The sequence below is a fragment of the Desulfoferula mesophila genome (assembly GCF_037076455.1).
Taxonomy (GTDB): Bacteria; Desulfobacterota; Desulfarculia; order Desulfarculales; family Desulfarculaceae; genus Desulfoferula; species Desulfoferula mesophila.
Map to the genome: position 1 here is coordinate 2,066,825 of NZ_AP028679.1, position 17,835 is coordinate 2,084,659.

General features: G+C 64.8%; 13 protein-coding genes and 2 tRNA genes. 1 reads left to right on the forward strand and 14 read right to left on the reverse strand.

The features are described 5' to 3' along the window. Positions 1-10 precede the first annotated feature (10 nt). The gene (gene istB, locus AACH32_RS09195; protein ID WP_338598784.1) at positions 11-787 is read right to left on the reverse strand and encodes an IS21-like element helper ATPase IstB; all 777 of its coding nucleotides are present in this window, start codon (positions 785-787) and stop codon (positions 11-13) included. After that, positions 784-2,283, reverse strand: coding sequence for an IS21 family transposase (gene istA / locus AACH32_RS09200; protein WP_338599205.1), 1,500 nt, complete (start codon positions 2,281-2,283; stop codon positions 784-786). Before istA ends, istB begins: the two co-directional genes overlap by 4 nt. Positions 2,284-2,451: 168 nt before the next feature. Here istA and AACH32_RS09205 point away from each other — a divergent pair, with 168 nt between their 5' ends. Then, positions 2,452-2,850, forward strand: coding sequence for a tyrosine-type recombinase/integrase (locus tag AACH32_RS09205; RefSeq protein WP_338606483.1), 399 nt, complete (start codon positions 2,452-2,454; stop codon positions 2,848-2,850). Between the two features lie 48 nt (positions 2,851-2,898). On the opposite strand, the gene AACH32_RS09210 is transcribed toward AACH32_RS09205, so the two are convergent. The 12 genes from AACH32_RS09210 to AACH32_RS09265 all read right to left on the reverse strand — a co-directional run bounded on the left by AACH32_RS09210 (position 2,899) and on the right by AACH32_RS09265 (position 17,834). Beyond that, positions 2,899-2,976, reverse strand: a tRNA-Asp gene (locus tag AACH32_RS09210). Between the two features lie 68 nt (positions 2,977-3,044). Then, a tRNA-Val gene (locus tag AACH32_RS09215) sits at positions 3,045-3,120 on the reverse strand. Between the two features lie 99 nt (positions 3,121-3,219). Further along, positions 3,220-5,616, reverse strand: coding sequence for an endopeptidase La (gene lon / locus AACH32_RS09220; RefSeq protein ID WP_338606484.1), 2,397 nt, complete (start codon positions 5,614-5,616; stop codon positions 3,220-3,222). A gap of 152 nt (positions 5,617-5,768) precedes the next feature. Then, the gene (gene clpX / locus AACH32_RS09225; RefSeq protein ID WP_338606485.1) at positions 5,769-7,022 is read right to left on the reverse strand and encodes an ATP-dependent Clp protease ATP-binding subunit ClpX; all 1,254 of its coding nucleotides are present in this window, start codon (positions 7,020-7,022) and stop codon (positions 5,769-5,771) included. 43 nt (positions 7,023-7,065) lie between these two features. Next, complete coding sequence (gene clpP / locus AACH32_RS09230) at positions 7,066-7,659, reverse strand: ATP-dependent Clp endopeptidase proteolytic subunit ClpP (protein WP_338606486.1); 594 nt, start codon at positions 7,657-7,659, stop codon at positions 7,066-7,068. 37 nt (positions 7,660-7,696) lie between these two features. After that, the gene (tig, locus tag AACH32_RS09235) at positions 7,697-9,043 is read right to left on the reverse strand and encodes a trigger factor (protein WP_338606487.1); all 1,347 of its coding nucleotides are present in this window, start codon (positions 9,041-9,043) and stop codon (positions 7,697-7,699) included. A gap of 124 nt (positions 9,044-9,167) precedes the next feature. Beyond that, positions 9,168-10,235, reverse strand: coding sequence for a radical SAM protein (locus tag AACH32_RS09240; protein WP_338606488.1), 1,068 nt, complete (start codon positions 10,233-10,235; stop codon positions 9,168-9,170). Positions 10,236-10,249: 14 nt separating this feature from the next. After that, entirely contained in the window at positions 10,250-11,176 is a 927-nt protein-coding gene (locus AACH32_RS09245; RefSeq protein ID WP_338606489.1) for a hypothetical protein, read from the reverse strand. After that, a complete protein-coding gene (locus AACH32_RS09250; RefSeq protein WP_338606490.1) occupies positions 11,169-12,212 on the reverse strand; it encodes an NAD(P)/FAD-dependent oxidoreductase in 1,044 nt (347 codons plus the stop codon). Before AACH32_RS09250 ends, AACH32_RS09245 begins: the two co-directional genes overlap by 8 nt. After that, entirely contained in the window at positions 12,205-13,764 is a 1,560-nt protein-coding gene (locus AACH32_RS09255; RefSeq protein ID WP_338606491.1) for a lipoate--protein ligase family protein, read from the reverse strand. Before AACH32_RS09255 ends, AACH32_RS09250 begins: the two co-directional genes overlap by 8 nt. 75 nt (positions 13,765-13,839) lie before the next feature. After that, positions 13,840-15,336 (reverse strand): Rne/Rng family ribonuclease, encoded by a 1,497-nt coding sequence (locus AACH32_RS09260; RefSeq protein WP_338606492.1) that lies wholly within the window; start codon positions 15,334-15,336, stop codon positions 13,840-13,842. Continuing rightward, positions 15,336-17,834, reverse strand: coding sequence for a TIGR03960 family B12-binding radical SAM protein (locus AACH32_RS09265; RefSeq protein WP_338606493.1), 2,499 nt, complete (start codon positions 17,832-17,834; stop codon positions 15,336-15,338). The genes AACH32_RS09260 and AACH32_RS09265 overlap by 1 nt, the downstream gene beginning before the upstream one ends. Between the last annotated feature and the right edge of the window lies 1 nt (position 17,835).

The window sequence follows — 17,835 nt, forward strand, 5'->3', positions numbered from 1 at the left end:
TGATCTTGCCTTAGTTGGTTTTGGGCTTTGCCTGGGATCGTCTTTTGGCTTGGCGGAGCCGGTAGCTTTCTCCATTGGCCTCGATGATGTGGCACCTATGGGTCAGTCTGTCCAGCAGTGCACCGGTGAGTCTTTCGGAGCCGAAGACCTCCGTCCATTGCTGGAAAGGGAGATTGGTGGTGATCATGAGGCTTTGTTGTTCATATGCCCTACCCACCACCTCGAATAGCATTTGAGCGCCTATCTTGGAGAAGGGCACATAGCCCAGTTCATCGATGACCAGCAGGTGTAGGCGCTGGAGCTGTTTCTGCAGGCGTTGCAGACGTCTTTCCTCGCGGCATTCCATGAGCTCTGTGACCAGGGCGGTGGCGCTGTAGAATTTCACCTTGCTTCCCTGGGCGCAGGCCGCAAAGGCCATGGCGCTGGCCAGGTGGGTCTTGCCGGTGCCGGAGTTTCCGATCAGGAGCACGTTTTCCTTTTTGGCGATGTACTCGCCCCTCATCAGCTCCCTGACCAGCTGCTGATTGATGGAGGGCTGTGCCTTGAAATCAAAGGTGTCCATGGTCTTGATCACCGGAAAGGCGGCTTGCTTGATGCGCCTTTCGGCTGCCCGCTTCTCGCGGTCCAGAAGCTCCCGCTCGGTCAGGCGCAGCAGGTAGGTCATGTAATCGGAGCGGTCTTGGCTGCAGACCTTGGCCATGGCCGCGTATTCCCGGAGAATGGTGGGCAGCTTCAGCTTTTTGAGGTGGTACTCCAAGAGCACGGTGGGTTTGTCCTGGTCCTTCATGACAGCGCCCCTCCCTGCGCGAGGAGGGAGTCATAGACTGTGATATCGGGCCCGGCCACGCTCACTCGGCCCAGGTGCTCACGACCGTCCAGCAGGAAGGTGGCCGCGGGCCCTGATGATGGCGGCTCCAGCAGGTGGACAATGGCCTCCGGGGCATAGGCTCCCGCGTACAATGCCTGCTCCACCGCCCGCTTCAGTCTGGCCATGGAGTGGTCCTCCAGCAAACGTAGGACCTTTATGTATTTACGGGTGCCCTGGCCAGGCATGTCTTCCCCGGCCACCAGCCGCCGCCTCAAGACCTCAAAGCACTCAGACAGATCTAGGTCAGCCAGGGGGCGGGCGTGGTCCAGGGAGCCAGGCTTGCGCTCCAGCAAGGGCAGATAATGCCGGTAGTCGAAAAACACCCCTTCCTTGCCCCAGGATCGGGAGTGGCGGGCCACCACCACGTCATGGTGGCAGAGCACCACCCGATCCACATAGCCCTTGGCCACAATTTCATGGTGGGCACAAGCCACCGGCACCGAGTAGTCATTGTCGTCGAAGCGGACCAGGGACAATGAATTGGCCCGGGTAGGCTGTTTGCGGCAGGCATCGAAGCGGGAGGGAGGCAGGGGGACAAAGGCTGTCTGGTCTTCCTGCAAAACCTCGGCCTTGCTACCGCCCTTGCCACGCAAACGGCGCTTCATGTCGTCGCGGCACTGCCTTAAAAGCATGGCATTGAGCTCGGCCAGGTCCTTCACCTGGGGCACTGGCACCAAAAAATTCTGCCGGGCGTACTTGACCACCCCTTCCACCACGCCCTTCTCGTTTGGACGCCGCACCCGACAAAAATGCTCCCGAAAAAGGTAATGGCTCTGCAGCTTGAGAAAACCATCGGTCAGCTTGCGCTCATGAGGCCCTATGATCTTGGAAACCAGGACCTTGCTATTGTCGTAACTGATCCGGTGGGGCACCCCACCGAAAAACTCGAACGCCCTGGCATGCCCTTCCCAGTAGCTCTCGCTGCACTCCTTGTCGAAGGCCGCCACGAAAAAGGCATCGGAGTACGGCAAGGCCATGATAAAAAGCGCTATCTTGCGAAGCTCCCCGGAAACCTTGGCCAGGGCATAGCCAAAGTCCACCTGCGCCTCGCCGGGACGATGGACCAGGGGCATGTACACCTCCTGGCTCACGCGCTTGATTGCGCGCACCGCCTCCTTTACCTGGGTGTACTTGCCCTGATAACCCGCCTCCTTGATGCGGTGATATATGCGCGTGGCCGTGTGCCTTTGCTTCTTGGGAACCTTTTTGTCCTCTTTTATGATCCGGGCGATCAACTCAAGGTAGGGGCCAAGCTTGGGCTTGGCTCGGGGGGTGCTGAGCCGGTATCCGGGAGGCTCGGGAAAATTCTGAATCTTTTGCAGGGTATCCCAATGGATGCCCTCTCTACGCATTAACTCGCGCTTGCTCGCCTGGCCATCGCGCAACTCAAGTCTGATCCGGGCCCATTGATCCATGTCCGTGTACACCCCTTCCGCTCCTCCAGAGAGTCCTGGCCTGGAAGCCACCATGGCCTCCATCGCACCAAAACACCTGAAGAAAACTGAATCAATGTGTCACGGTTTTCAACCGCCACTAAAATCGTCTCGCTTTTGGACCGCCATTTACAAGAGGATTGGCTACCGATGCACGAAGAACTCGCCCGCACCCTTGAACTCCACAGAGAGCTTGGGCTCAGTGATGAGTGGGTTTTCGTGCAAACCAATCGCCGCAAAGGCCAACCTTTCATCGAGAACCGGGGATTTCCGCAAGACCTGTGCGAAAAGGCGGGGGTCAAACCCTTCGGCCTGCACGGGATCAGGGGGCTGGCCGGTACGGTCTTGGCCGAATCCGGCGAAGCCATGGTCAACATCGCCTCGGTTCTCAGGCACAAGAACGTGAGGACCACCGAACGATACATCAACAAGTCGCGGAGGCTGAAGCCCACTTTGGAGATCCTCAAGGGAGGGCTCGAAATGGTGGAAGCAGAGGCGACTGAGAACCGCCCTACGTCAATCCTACGTCTAGCGGGTGGTTCTAAATGACAAGGGGCTAGCCTGGCTCGGCTAACCCCTTGTCTTTCCTGCTAATTTTGGCGGGGACGACGAGACTCGAACTCGCGACCTCCGGCGTGACAGGCCGGCGCTCTAACCAAACTGAGCTACGCCCCCGCGTAATATATATTTTGAAGCCGGTGTCGGTTCGGTCCTACCTCCACCGTCCTCAACGGGGATAGTGGTGGTAGGCGGAACAGGGCTCGAACCTGTGACCCCCGGCTTGTAAGGCCGATGCTCTCCCAACTGAGCTACCCGCCCAAGTCCCGAGGCCGCGCGATCTCCCGCCCGGCCCCGTACCCCGTCAAGGGGACTACTATTTATCAACACGGCCGCGATCTGTCAATAGATTACAACCGATTAATGGGCTACTACTTCGTTGGAGGCGTCATTTTTCGCGTCGGCCGGCAACGCGTAGGGCTGGGGTGATTCCTGAAAGATGGTATCAGGGTCGTCCACCGCCAGGGCGTAGGCCAGCACCTGGTCCATGTGCTCCACCGGGATCAGCTCGATAACCTTGAGGACCCTCTGGGGGATCTCCTTGATATCCTTCTCGTTGTCCTTGGGGATCAACACCTGGGTGATCTGGGCCCTATGGGCGGCCAGGACCTTTTCCCGAAGCCCGCCGATGGGCAACACCCGCCCGCGCAGGGTGATCTCGCCGGTCATGGCCACATTGGCCTTGACCGGAATGCGGGTGAGGGCGCTGACCATGGTGGTGGCCAGGGTGATGCCCGCCGAGGGTCCGTCCTTGGGAATGGCGCCCTCGGGCACGTGGATGTGCAGGTCCACCTTGGTGTAGAAGTCCTCGGGCAGGCCCAGGGACTTGGCCCGGGAGCGCACGTAGCTCAGCGCCGCCTGGGCCGATTCCTGCATGACCTCGCCCAGCTTGCCGGTGATGGTCAGCTTGCCCTTGCCGGGCATGATGATGGCCTCGGTGGTCAGCACCTCGCCGCCGGTCTCGGTCCAGGCCAGGCCGTTGGTCAGACCCACGTGGTCGGACTCCTCGGGCAGACCGTAGCGGAACTTGGGCACGCCCAGATAGGACTCCACCGCGCTAACCGGCACCCGCACGGTGCCCTTGGTGTCGTTCTCGCTCACCAGGCGCTTGGCCACCTTGCGGCACACGCTGGCCAGCTCCCGCTCCAGGTTGCGCACCCCGGCCTCGCGGGTGTAGCGGCGGGCGATCTCCAGGATGGCCTTGTCGCTCAGCTGCACCTGCTCGGGGTCCAGGCCGTTGGCCTTGGCCTGCTTGGGCAAGAGGAACTGGGTGGCGATGCCCAGCTTCTCGATCTCGGTGTAGCCGGGCAGGCGGATGATCTCCATGCGGTCCTGCAAGGGGGCCGGGATGGAGTAGAGGGTGTTGGCCGTGGTGATGAACATGACCTCGGAGAGGTTGTAGTCCACGTCCAGGTAATGGTCGTTGAAGGCGTAGTTCTGCTCCGGGTCCAAGACCTCCAAGAGGGCGGCGCTGGGGTCGCCCCTAAAGTCGGTGGACATCTTGTCCACCTCGTCCAGGCAGAACACCGGGTTGACGCTGCCGGCCCGGCGCATGGACTGGATGATCTTGCCGGGCAGGGCGCCGATGTAGGTGCGCCGGTGGCCGCGGATCTCGGCCTCGTCGCGCACGCCGCCCAGGCTCACCCGGATGAAGTTGCGCCCCATGGCCCGGGCGATGGAGCGGGCCAAGGAGGTCTTGCCCACCCCGGGAGGGCCCACGAAGCACAGGATGGGGCCCTTGATCTTCTTGGTCAAAGCCTGCACGGCCAAAAACTCCAGGATGCGCTCCTTGGGCTTGTCCAGGCCGTAGTGATCCTCGTCCAGGATGGTGTGGGCCGCCTTGAGGTCCAGGATGTCGCGGGTGCGCTCGCGCCAGGGCAGGGCCATGAGCCAGTCCACGTAGTTGCGCACCACCGTGGCCTCGGCGCTCATGGGCGACATCATCTTGAGCTTCTTGAGCTCGGCCTCTATCTTCATGCGGGCTTCGCGGGGCATGGGCTTTTTCTTGAGCTTTTCCTCAAGATCGCGGACCTCGCTCTTGAGGTCGTCCTTTTCGCCCATCTCCTTTTGGATGGCCCGCATCTGCTCGTTGAGATAGTACTCGCGCTGGGTCTTTTCCATCTGGCGCTTGACCCGGCTCTTGATGCGCTGCTCGATCTGCAAAATCTCGATCTCGCTACGCAACAGCTCGAACAGGCGGCTCAGGCGGCGGTTGGGCTCGATGAGCTCCAACAGCTGCTGCTTGTCGTCCAGCTTGAGCGGCAGATGGCCCACCACCGTGTCGGCCAGAGCGCCGGGGTCGGTGACGGCCGACACCGACAGGAGCACTTCCTTGGGTATCTTCTTGTTGAGCTTGGCGTATTGGTCGAAAGAGGCCACCACCGAGCGGATGAGGGCCTCGGACTCCAGGTCGGAGGCGAAGCCTTGCTCAACCACCTCCAGATCGACCATGAAAAAGTCGGGGTTGGGCTGGAACCCCACGATGCGGGCCCGCTCGCGGCCCTCGATAAGGGCTTTGACCGTGCCGTCGGGCAGGCGCAGGAGCTGCAGGACGGTGCTCAGGGTGCCCACCTGATAGATATCGCCCTCGCCGGGGTCGTCCACCTTGGCTTCGCGTTGGGTGGCCAAAAAGATGGTTTTCCCGTGTTCCATGGCGTATTCCAGGGCCGCCACGGAGCGGTCGCGCCCCACGAAAAGTGGTGCGACCATGGAAGGGAAGATCACCACGTCCCTGAGGGGCATCAACGGTGCGCGCATATCAAGCTTCCTTGCTTAGGGAACGCCTTCTCGTGGGAGAGAGGGCGCAAAAAACTACCTTCTCTTATTAAAAGAGAATAAGTACTCTTGGGGGCGATTGCATGGTTATTTTTTTGCCGTCCCAAGGGCAGACGGAACGGGCCGGTAAACGCCTAGGCGTACTCGGCCTGATCCGAATAGAGCAGCAGAGGCTGTTCACCCTTGGTGATAACCTCCTCGCCCACCACGCACTCGGTGACCTCCTTGAGAGAGGGCAGCTCGTACATTATGTCGAGCATGGCCGCCTCCAGGATGGACCGCAGGCCGCGGGCGCCGCTCTTGCGGGCCAGGGCCTCCTTGGACACCGCCTTCAGGGCCTCGTCGCTGAACTTGAGCTCCACGCCCTCCAGCTCGAAGAGCTTCTGGTACTGCTTGACCAGGGCGTTCTTGGGCTCGGTGAGGATGCGGATGAGGGCTTCCTCGCTCAGTTCCTCCAGGGTGGCCACCACGGGCAGACGACCCACGAACTCGGGGATGAGGCCGAAGCGGATCAGGTCTTCGGGCTGGCACTTGGCCAACACCTCTCCCAAGGGGACGTCTTCGGGGCGCTCCTTCACCTTGGCGGTGAAGCCCATCATTTTGGCGCCCAGGCGGTTTTTGATCACCCGGTCCAGGCCCACGAAAGCGCCGCCGCAGATGAACAGGATGTTGGTGGTGTCCACCTTGACGAACTCCTGCTGCGGATGCTTGCGGCCGCCCTTGGGCGGCACGGAGGCCTGGGTGCCTTCGATGATTTTAAGCAGCGCCTGCTGCACGCCCTCGCCGCTGACGTCGCGGGTGATGGAGGGGTTTTCGCTCTTGCGGGCGATCTTGTCGATCTCGTCGATGTAGACGATGCCCCGCTGGGCCCGCTCCACGTCGTAGTCCGCCGCCTGGAGCAGGTTGAGGATGATGTTTTCCACGTCCTCGCCCACGTAACCGGCCTCGGTGAGGGTGGTGGCGTCGGCGATGGTGAAAGGCACGTTGAGTATCTTGGCCAGGGTCTGGGCCAACAGGGTCTTGCCGCAGCCGGTGGGGCCCACCAACAGGATGTTGGATTTCTGCAGCTCCACCCCGCCCATTTCCATCTTGGCGTCGATGCGCTTGTAGTGGTTGTGCACGGCCACGGAGAGGATCTTCTTGGCCCGATCCTGCTCAACCACGTACTCGTCCATTATCGCCTTGATTTCCGCTGGCTTGGGAATGGCGACGCGGCTGGCGGCCTCTTCCTTCTGATACTCCTCCTCGATGATCTCGTTGCAAAGCTCGATGCACTCGTCGCAGATGTACACCGAGGGCCCAGCGATGAGCTTTTTCACCTCATCCTGGCTCTTGCCGCAGAAGGAGCAAACTAGATCGGAACCTTTGCCGTCGTTTTTCTTGGTCATTTAGACCGGCCTCCGTCCCCCTGGGGAACTTGCGGGGTGCTGGCTACTCAGCCAATTCGCGGTGAGTGATCACCTTGTCGATGATCCCGTAGGCCTTGGCCTCTTCCCCGCTCATGAAAAAGTCGCGTTCGGTGTCGGCGGCGACCTTCTTTACGTTTTGACCGGTGTGTCCGGCCAAAATCAGGTTGAGCTCCTCCCTAAGACGCAAGATTTCCTTGGCGTGGATATCTATGTCGCTGGCCTGCCCCTGAAAACCACCCATGGGCTGGTGGATCAGGATGCGCGAGTGGGGCAGGGAAAAACGCATGCCCGGCTCGCCGGCGGCCAAGAGAATGGCGGCCATGCTGCTGGCCTGGCCCAGGCACAGGGTGCTCACCTTGGACTTGATGTAGCTCATGGTGTCGTAGATGGCCATGCCCGCGGTAACCTGCCCGCCCGGCGAGTTGATGTAAAGGCTGATGTCCTTGGTGGGATCCTCGGCCTCCAGGAACAACAACTGCGCGATGAGCACGTTGGCCACGTGGTCGTCGATGGGCTCGCCCAAGATGATGATTCGGTCTTTGAGCAGCCGCGAATAGATATCATAGGATCTTTCGCCGCGGCTGGTTTGCTCGATGACAAAAGGAATTAGGGGCATCAGCGCCTCGTTTCGTTAATCGTATGCAGCCGGCGTTTTAGCCTTGGTCCTCGTTTTCCTCGGACTCTTTTTTATCAACCAATTCGGCTGGGTCTACTTGTGTAATAGTAGCACCGGCTTTTATGGCCTGCAACGTCTTTTCTTCCAGAATATGGGCGGTCAGTGAGGGCATCGCATTGTTTTTATTGTAAATATCCCTCAAGGCCTTGGCCGGCTGGCCGGTGCGTTCCGACATCTTGGCGAACTCGGCGTCGATGTCTTCATCGGAAACTTGCACGTCTTCCAGCTCGGTAATCTTGCCCAAAACTATACCGGCGCGAACCTTCTTTTCCGCCTCGGGCCTAAAGTCGTCGGCCAGCTTCATGGGGTCCAGCCCGGCGGCCTTGGGGTCCATGCCCGACTGGGTCAGCCGCTGCATGAAATCCTTGACCATCTCCTCCAGCTCGCCCTCCACCAGGGAGTTGGGCAGCTCGAACTCGCCCAGCTCGCGCACCTGGTCCAGAATCTGGCGGCGCAGTTCCTGGTCCCTCTGGTCCTGGTACATCTTTTCCAGGTCCGCGCGGATGCGCTCCTTGAGGGCGTCCAGGGTCTCGAACTCGCCGCCCAGGGAGCGGGCGAAATCGTCATCCATCTCTGGTTTGACCTTGCTCTTGAGGCCCTTGACGCTCATGGCGAAACGGATGTCCTTGCCGGCCATGGACTTGTTGGGGTGGTCGTCCTCGAAGTGCACGGTGGCCTCGGGGGTGTCGCCCACCTTGGCCTTGACCAGGGCCAGCTCGATCTCCTGCTGGCTCTTGCCCCCGCCCAGGTCCACTTCCACGTTTTCGGCCTTGCCGCCCTCCAGGGGTTCCTCGCCGTCAAAGGCCTCGTAGTCCACCACCACCACGTCGCCGATGGCCGCCGGACGCTCTTGTTCCACCGGCACCAGCACCGCCTGGCGCTCGGCCAACTGGTCCAGGCGCTGGGCCACTTCTTCGTCGGTGGCCTCCAGCTTGGGCTCCTTGAGCGCAAACCCCTGGTAGTCCTCCTTGGCGAGCTCGAACTCGGGGGGCACGTCAAAGGTCAGCTTGTAGACGAAGTCCTCTCCCGCCTTGGGAGGGTCGAAGTCGAAATCCGGCTGGGCCACCGGCTCCAGGCCGCTCTCCTTGAGCGCCTCGGCATAGCTGCCGCCCAGAAGCTCCTGGGAGGCCTCGCTGGCCGCCTGATCGCCATAGTAGCGCTCCATAATGGGCCGGGGCACCTTACCAGGGCGGAAGCCCTTGATCTTTACGGAGTTTTTCAGCTTGTTGTAGACCTTGTTCAGGGTCTTGTCGACTTCCTTGGCCGGCAGCTCCACCGTAATGCGTCGCTGGACCTGGCTCAGCTCTTCCACGTTGACCTTCATGACCGGTATTCCTTGCCCTCAAGAGGGGTTAAGGTTAAATAATGCGAAATTGTAGTGATATAACACCCCACTGGACCCTCCGCAACCCAAAAGCGGCGTCCAAGGGGTCGGAATCGGTTGGCTTTCAGTAGGTGGCCAACTGCTCGCGCACCAAGGCGACGTCCTCGGCCTCGGGCAGGAAGGGGTAGTTGCGCAGGTCCGGCCCCGGCCGTTCGTTGCCGTAAGGGCGGTTGCAGGCCACCTCGCCCGAGGCGCCCGGACAGCCCGAGGTCATGAAAGGCTTCCCAGAGGCGATGGCCTTTTCGATGATCTCCGGGTCGTCGCCAAAGAACACGATGCGCCCCTGGCCGTCAAAGGCCATGTCCGAGGCCCGGGCCAGGTCGTGATCGATGAGCCAGCGAGCCAGTTGGATGCGGCGATAGCCGGCGGCCGGCGGCTGGGGGGTGTCCTTCAGGGCCGAGAAGCGCTCGGGGTAGAAGCAGAACAAATGAGTGTAGCCGCCCATGCGCCGGGCGCGGTCCATGGCCCAGACCAGCTCTTCCTCGGTCTCGCCCAGGCCGTAGATCAGGTGCACCCCCGCCATGTCTTGGCCGAACACCTCGATGGACTGCTCGTAGATGTCCCAGTAGTGCTCCCAGCGGTGGGGGCCGCCGGCGGGCTTGCCCCGGTACTTGGCGAACAGCTCCGGCGTGGCCGCGTCGATGGCCACTCCGATGCGGTCGGCCCCGGCGTCCTTCATCTCCAGTAGGTTGTCGCGCTTAAGCAGGGTGGGGGCGATCAACAGGCTCACCGGCAGATCGCAGCCCGCCCGCACCCGGCGGCACACCTCGAGGGTGTCTTGCCGGGCCTCGGGGCGGGTGATCATGGAGATGCACACCCGCTCCACGTGGGGCGGGGCCGCGGCGCAGGCCGCCACCACGTCGTCCAGGGCATAGGCCCGCCAGATCACCCGGATGAACTTCTGGAAGCGGGGGTCTTCGGCCGGGATCTGGCTCTCGCGGGCCAGGCCGCAAAAGGCGCAGTTGGCCCGGCAGCCGCCGGGGTAGGTCAAGAGCAGGTTGATGCAGCCCAGGCGGGCGTTGCGATAAAAACGCCCCTCGGCAAAACCCAGGGTCATGGCCGCGGCCAGGGAAAGGCGCACGTACTCGGGGCTGGAATGGCTCAGGTCTGCCTCGGCGGCGGCTAAGGGCATGATTTCTCCTCGCGTCAGGCCAGGGAACAGCAGGTGTCTTGAAAACTAACTTTTACACCCAAGGACCGGGCCTGCTCAAGGGCCCCGTCGCTGGGGATGGCCAGGGCGTTGATCCCCGCCCGCACCGCCAGGCCGTCCAACCGGGCCCGGTAGCGGCCCCGGGGGCGGGCGCAGCCCAAATGGTGCCGGGCGGCGGGCAGGCGCAGGCGGGCCTGGGCCATGAAAGAGGCCACCTCCTCCACGGCGGGAGGTTCGGCCCGGGCCAGGGGGGTGTCCTTCAGGGGCATGAGCACCACGAATACCACCCGCCGGGGGTTCAGGGCGGCCACCAATTCCAGGGCGTCGTACTCCCCGATGATATGGCCGTGGTCCAGGCCCATGATGATGTGGGGCACCACCTCCAGCCCGGCCTCGGCGCAGGCGGCCAGGGTTTCGCTCTGGGCGGCCAGGCCGTCGGGCAAGTGCAGCACCCTTCGCGCGGTGCCCTCGCTGCCCACCACGTCGATGAGCGCCTGGCGCACCCCGGCGGCCTTGAGGGCCCGGGCCGTGGCCGCGCCGATGCGCCCCACGTGGGCGGTGAGCACCAGGTCGGTCTCCCGGGCCAGGCGTTCGATGCCCCCCAGCACGCTGTCCCAGGGCAGGCGGCCTTGGGGGTCGCTGCCTCCGGAGATGAGCATGCCCAACTGACCCTGGGCGGCCAAACGCTTGCCCAGGGCGTACAGGGCCTCGCCACCACAGGCCGGGCGCATGGTGCGCAAAAGCTGGCCTCGGCAGTGGTCGCAGCCCTGGCGGCACTCCTGGCCGGTGATGCTCACCGCCGGGTAGCGGCCCTTGCGGCCGTAGGCCGTGAACATGCCCGGCAGATAGATGCCCAGCTTGGCTCCGTGATGCTGCCAGGACAGGGCGCGGGCCTGGTCCAGGGCTTGATCCAGGCTAGCCACGGCGGCCTCCCCAGGCGGGCCAGACGCGGGCCATGAGACCGGCGAAATCTTCGGCGTCCCAGCCTCGCTCCATCTCCGCGCGGGCGGCCAGGCCCCGGGCCAGGTGGCGGCCGTAGCGGGCCGCTACCTCGTGCTGATATTCCTGGCCCGCCTCGGGTTGCCCACAGGCCAGGCGCGCGGCGGCCTGGCCCGCCTCCGCCCCGGAGAACACCGCCTGGGGTATGCCCGCTCCGGTGACCGGATGGGTGAGCCCGGCCGCGTCCCCGGCCAAGAGCACCCGGCCCTTGGCCATTTCGGGGCGCGGACCACCCACGGGTATGGCTCCTCCGGCCAGGGCCAGCACGCCGGGCAGGATCAAGCCTTGGGCGAGCAAACGGGAGCGCAGCTCGTCCAGGCGCTTTTGGGGCTTGGCCTGCACCCGGCAGCCCAGGCCCAGGTTGGCCGCCGCCCCGCGCGGGAAGAGCCAGGCGTAGCCGTGGCGGATGGCAGGCTCCAGATAGACCAGGGTGCGCTCCAGGGGACGGGCCAGGGGCACCTGCATCTGCACCCCGGCCATCAGCGCCTGCGAGGGCCAACCGCTCAGGCGGGCGGCCAGGGAGGCCGCGCCGTCGGCGGCCACCACCGCGCCGGGGGAGAGGGTTATCTTGCGGGCGCCGCGCTGTATCTCCCAGGCGTCGCCTTGCACGGTCATGAGCTTGGCCCCGGCCCATACCGTGGCCCCGGCCTGGGCGGCGGCCAACACCAGGCCGTGGTCAAACACCTGGCGGTCCAATATCCAGCCCGGTCCCGGCGTGTAGCGCTCCGCGCCCTCCAGGATGGTGTCCATGCCCTCCACCGGCTGCACCCGGCCGCGCTCGGGGAAGCTCACCTCCCGGGCCAGCAGACGGGGCACGAACTCGGCGCAGTGGGGCAGGGCCCCGAAGCGGCGCTTCTTGTCGACCAAGAGCACCTTGGCCCCGGCCTTGGCCGCCCGGGTGGCGGCCAGGGCCCCGGCCGGGCCGCCGCCGATCACCAATACGTCGAAGTTCTCAGGCACGGCCCATCCTCCGGGCCACCTTTTCAATAAGCGCGGTGTTCATCTCGGTCTGGTTGTCGAAATGCCCGGCATAGGCGGCCATGCCCTTGCCCAGGTCGTAGCAGGTGGTGGAGTCCAGGTTGACCAGCACCCCCCGGGCCCCGGACTCCTCGATCTCCCGCTGGTGCTTGGTGTAAAAGGCCTCGCAGCAGGAGCCCAGAAACCAGCCGCCTTGCTGGTGGATACGCCGTAAATTTTCCATCAGGTGCTCGAATGACTGGATGCTCACCGGCTCCAGACCCAGTTCGTGGCCCAGGGTGATCATCGCGGTGAACTGGCAATCGCCGCAAACCCCGCAATCGGACACGTAGCGGAACTCGCAATCCGGCGGCTTGGAGCAATAGGGCAGCAGCAGCCAGGCCGCTTTTTGCTCCAGGGCCTCTTCCGGGGCGAGGTTCACCAAAAACAGCTCGGCCGCATTTTCCTGGCCCAGCTCCCTGGCCAGGGCCAGGCGCGCCCCGGCCTGGGCCACGGCCCGGGCCACCTCCGAGGGGGTGATGCCCACCAGTTCGCCGGGAGCGTTCGCAAAAAACTCCTCCACCACCCGGCGCAGTTGTTCGAGCTGGGCCTTGGCCCCCATGAGCGCCGCCTCCAGGTCGGGCACCAGGCGCTGGGGCCGGGCGAAGAAGTCACCGCTGATCAGCGCCTTTTGCACCCGCGCCCCCCGCTTGTCCAGCCATAGGTGCACCTGCATGCTGCCCCCGTCGCCCTGCACGTAGTGGCGCAGCCAGGCCGGGCGGTCCGAGGGCAGGGACTTGAGCCGCAGCCACTCTTCAGAGCTGAAGTAGGGCAGCCGCTGGGCCAGTTCGTCCCGTTCGCCCTCGGTGAGCCCGCCGGGCTCCAGGCTCAGGCCTAGGCCCTGGGACAGGCCGTCGGCCAGGACCTGCTTCAGCTCGGCCATGGGCAGGGGCCGCCCCAAGAGATCCTCCAGAAAGGCCATGCGCTCCATGAGCGACTCGATCTCCCGGCGCTTGAGCTTTTCCACCGGCACCCTAAGCGCCTTGAGAAAGCGCTCTATCTCGTTGACCACCAGCACGGTGCCCTGGAACAGGGCTCCGCCCTCCAGGACCATGCCCCCGGTGCCCGAGATCTTGCGCCCGTCCACCTCGATGTCGTTGCGGGGCCGGAAGCAGGCCTCGATCCCCAGGGATGAGATGCCCCGGGCGGCGGCCAGGCAGATGCGCTCCAGGGCGGCGTTGAAGCCGCCGGCAAAGGGGCCTTGGCCCCAGGGGGCGATGATCTCCCAGCCCAGGCTGGACTCCTGGAACAACAGGGCCCCGCCACCGGTGACCCGGCGGTTTACCTCGATGCCTTGCTGAGCGCAGTAGTCCAGGCGCAGCTCCCGTTCCGCCTCCTGGTGAAAACCCACCAAGGCGGCGTCCGGGCTGAAGCGCAAGAAACGCAAGGTGGGGGGAGAGAGGCCGGCCCCGACGCGGCGGGTGATGATCTCGTCCAAGGCCATGTTTTCGGCGGCGGTCAACAGACCGGTGTCTAGCAAGCGGAAGTGGGTCAATTCTCACCAATCCCCGGATGGGTGCATGATGGGCTAAGGCTACCGCCGGGACGGGGGCAAGGCAAGGCCACGGCCTCAGGCGCGGGCCTCGGGGCGCAGCTCGAAGTGCTCCCGGTGCAGGCTTTGGTTGGGCACCACGTGGATGGTGAGCTGGAGCAACGATTCCAGCTCTTCCAGGGCGAAGCGCTCCTCCTGGAGCATCACCTCGGCCACCTGGGGATGCACCATGACGCTCACCGCGCCGGCCACCGAGTTTTTCAACTCCCGTTCCAGGGCCCGGAAAATCTCGTAGCAGACAGTGGTGGGGTCGCGCAGGCGGCCGGAGCCCTCGCAGTAGAAGCAAGGCTCGCCCAGTGATTCGCCCAGGGATTCGCGCACCCGCTTGCGGGTCATCTCCACCAGGCCCAGGGGGCTCATGAACAGCACGTTGGTCTTGGAGCGGTCGGCGCCCAGGGCCTCCTCGAGGGCGGCCACCACCCGCTCGCGGTTTTCCTCGCGCTCCATGTCGATGAAGTCGATAACGATGAGCCCGCCGATGTCCCGAAGGCGTATCTGGCAGGCGATCTCCTTGACCGCTTCCAGGTTGGTCTTGACGATGGTCTCTTCCAGGTTGTAGCCGCCCACGTAGCGCCCGGTGTTCACGTCGATGGAGGTGAGCGCCTCGGTCTTTTCGATGACCACGTAGCCGCCGCTCTTGAGCCAGACCTTGCGCTCCAGGGCCCGGGCCAGCTCCGGCTCCACCTCGTAGGCGTCGAAGATGGGCTCGGCGCGGTCGTAAAGCTCCACGCTGGGCAGCAGGCGGGGCATGAAGGTGGACACGAACTCCACCACCATGTCGTATTCCTCCTGGCAGTCGATGACCAGGTGGTCCACCTCTCTGGTGAACAAATCGCGCACCGCCCTGAGGCTCACCGACAGGTCCTGATGCAGCAGCGAGGGCACCTGGGACAGGCGGCGGCGCTGGCCGATGGAATCCCACAGCGAACGCAGAAAGTCCATCTCCGCGGAAAGCTTCTGGTGGTCGGCGCCTTCGCTCACCGTGCGGGCGATGAAACCCATGCCCGTGGGGCGCAACTCCTCGATGAGCCCCCGCAGGCGCTGGCGCTCCTCCGGGTCCTCGATGCGCCGGCTCACCCCCACGTGGTCGATGGTGGGCATGAGCACCAGGTTGCGGCCGGGCAGGGTCACGTGGCTGGTGATGCGCGCCCCCTTGTTGCCCAGGGGCTCCTTGGCCACCTGCACCATGATCTCCTGCCCCTCGCGCAACATCTGCTCGATGCGGCTGCCGGGGCTGCGCTGGGCCTCGGTGGGCACCTCGCCCGCCTCCCACTGCATCTCTTCCGGCGGCTCGTACACGTCGCTTACGTAAAGGAAGGCGGCCTTGGGCAGGCCGATGTCCACAAAGGCGGCCTGCATGCCCGGCAATACCCGGGCCACCCGGCCCAGGTATACGTTGCCCGCCAAGGACATCTGCTTGTGGCGCTCCACGTAGACCTCCACGCACTGGCCGTTTTCCAAAAGGGCCACGCGGGTTTCGTAGGAGCGCGCGTTTATGAGCAGAGTCGAGGCCATCAGGCTTGGTTGTCCTCTCTGGCTTCCACCTTCAGGGCGCGGGCGGCGGCCGCCTCTTCCGGGCTAAGCCCGAAAACGTGGGCCAACACCTCCACCGGCTTGGGACGTCCCCCGGACGAGCCCACGGCCAAAAGCAGCTCTCCGCCTTCCAGCGCCACCTGGCGCACGGCGGCCTGGAGGTCGATCTCCCGGCTTCCCTTGGGGGAGACCCTAAGCATAGTCCACTGGTCGGCCCGATGAAAAGCCTCCAGGCGCTCGGGGTCCAAAGGCGCGGAGGGGGTAATGCGGTACACCGCCACCGGCGGGTCGATGAGCTTTTCGCCGGGGCGGCCGGGACGGCCGTCGGCCAGGCGCAGGCCCGGCGGCAGCAGCTCGTTTACCTGGGCGGCCAAGCGGTCCGGGTCGTAGGAGCGCAGGGTGGAGACTTCCAACACTTCCACCAGGCTCTCCACCCCGGTGGGCAGGGCGGCAGCGGTCTTGACCAGGGCGTGGGGGTGAAAGCCCTGGGTGTAGGCCAGCTCGATGCCCGCGGCCCGGATGGTGCGCTCCAACAGGCGCATCATCTCCAGATGCCCCAGATAGCGGGCCGGGCCGGTTTTTTCCAGGCGGAAGCGCCAGTCCAGGCGTTCGCCCTCGCCGCCGGGCGCGGCGGGGGGAGAGGGCAGGGCGGCCTCCGGGCACAGGCGCGGCTTGATCACCTTGTGGTCGCACACCCCGCAGTCCAGACAGCGGCCCCGGCGGCAGTCGGCCGTGGACTGGCCTAGCAGCGACTTTTCCCGCTCGGCCCAGAGGAACTTCTTGCTCACCCCGGTGTCGATGTGCTCCCAGGGCAGCACCTCGTCCTGTTCCCGGGGCCGCAGGTAGTCGTCCAGGGAAAGGCCTTGGTCGGCCAGGGCGGCGAGCCAGGCATCGTAGTCCAGGTGCTCGCTCCAGCCGTCGAAGCGGCAGCCCAGCTCTACCGCCCGCAGGAGCACCGCGCCCAAACGGCGGTCTCCCCGGCTGAGCACCCCTTCGATGATGCTGGTTTTGGCATCGTTCCACTTGGCCTTGATCCGCCGGTCGCCCAGGTTCTCCTTGGCCAGCTTGAGGCGGCGCAACGATTCTTCCAGGCCGATCTGCCCCTCCCACTGGAAGGGGGTGTGGGGCTTGGGCACGAACAGGCCCAGGCTGGCGTTGACCACCGGTTTTTTGCCCCGGCCCCGGCCCGCGCTCTTGGCCTCGCCCGCCACCAGGGAGGCCAGGCGGCCGATGGCCAGGATGTCCTCATCGGTCTCGGTGGGCAGGCCCAGCATGAAGTAGAGCTTCACCAGGTTCCAGCCCAGGCCGTAGACGGTGCGGGCGGTGGAGATGATCTGCTCTTCGCTCAGGTTCTTGTTGATCGCCGCCCGCAGGCGCTCGCTGCCCGCCTCCGGGGCCAGAGTGAAGCCGGTCTTGCGCACCCGCTTGATCTGGTTGATCAGCTCTTCGCCCAACGAGTCCATGCGCAGGCTGGGCAGGCTCAGGCTTATGCGCCGGGGCTCCAGGGCGTCCATGAGCGCGGCGGCCAGGGGTTCGATGCAGGTGTAGTCGCTGGTGGACAGCGACAGGAGCGCCAGCTCCTCCAGGCCGCCGCCCAGACCGGCCAGGGCCGCCTCGTACACCTGCTGGGCCGGGCGCTCGCGCACCGGGCGGTAGATGAACCCGGCCTGGCAAAAGCGGCAGCCCCTGGTGCAACCCCGGGCCAGCTCCACCCCCAGGCGGTCGTGCACCGGGGTGACCGTGGGCAAGATGGTGCGGTGGGGCGGCTGGTGCGCGGCCATGTCGGCCACGATGCGCCGGTGCACCTTGGGGTGCTCCGGGTCCAGGGGCTTGATCTGGCGCAGGCGGCCCTGCCTGTACTCCGGCTGAAACAGGGCCGGGGCGTAGATGCCCTCGATATTCAGCGCTTCGCGGTAAAGCCGCTCCCTGGGCCAGGCCTCATCCTTGGCCTGGATAAGAAGGTCCATGAGCGGATCGAGAAGCTCCTCGGCTTCCCCCACCACGGCCAGGTCCAAAAAGTCGGCCAAGGGCTCGGGGTTGACCATGCAGGGCCCCCCGACGATGACCACCGGATGCTCCGGACCGCGCTCCTCGCGGCGGGCGGGAACCCCGGCCAGCCTAAGCATCATGAGCAGGTTGGTGTAGGTGAGCTCGTACTGCAGGGAAAAGCCGATCACGTCGAAGTCGCCCAGAGCCCGGCCGCTCTCCAGCGACCAGGGGGCTTCGCCCTCGGTCTCCATGATGCCCATGAGGTCCAGCCAGGGGCAGAACACCCGCTCGGCGGCCACGTCGGGCCGTCCGGCCAGGTGCTCGTAGAGCACCTTGATGCCCAGGTGGCTCATGGCGATCTCGTAGATCTCGGGAAAGGCCAGGGCCAGGTTCAGACGCACCCGGGCCGGGTCCTTGATTACCGCGCCCGGTTCGCCGCCCAGGTAGCGGGCCGGTTTTTCCACCCGGCCTAATAACTCCCAACGAGGCACT